Raw genomic sequence first — 421 nt, forward strand, 5'->3', positions numbered from 1 at the left:
AGGTTGAGGCGTTACGGAGTGAGTTTGAAGAAAGGATGAGAGAAAAGGTAGAATAATGGAAAGAAAAGTTGAAACTTGATGAGATGATTGAGAAGATATGTTGATTTGTAGAGATGTAATGGAAGGGCTGAAGGAGGGGGAAGGAAAGAGAGAGGGGGGAGAGGGGAGAGAAGGGAGAGAAGAGAGGGAGAGAAAAGAGGAGGGGAAGGAGGAGAAGGGAAGAAGAGGGAAAGGGAAAGGGAGGAGGAAAAAAAGAAAAAGGGGGAAGAGGAAAGGGAAGGGAGGAGAGGAGAGAAAGAGAAGGGGGAAAAAAGAAAAGAGGAAGGAGAAGGGAGAGAAAGAGGGGAGGGAGAGAGAAGGAGGGAGGGGAGGGGACCAGGGGGGGGGAAAAAAGATCGGCCAGGGCGTTGTCCCGGGTGCC

The 421-nt window shown here is 50.6% G+C and carries 1 protein-coding gene; it reads left to right on the top strand.

Annotation, left to right across the window (positions count from 1 at the left end; all coding sequences use genetic code 11):
* Positions 1 to 118: 118 nt before the first annotated feature.
* On the top strand, positions 119 to 421 hold a 303-nt coding region (locus NR126_RS28500; protein WP_256832497.1), incomplete at its 3' end, for a hypothetical protein.

Origin of the sequence: Pseudomonas sp. Pse1 (genome assembly GCF_024519635.1) — a bacterium.
GTDB lineage: Bacteria > Pseudomonadota > Gammaproteobacteria > Pseudomonadales > Pseudomonadaceae > Aquipseudomonas.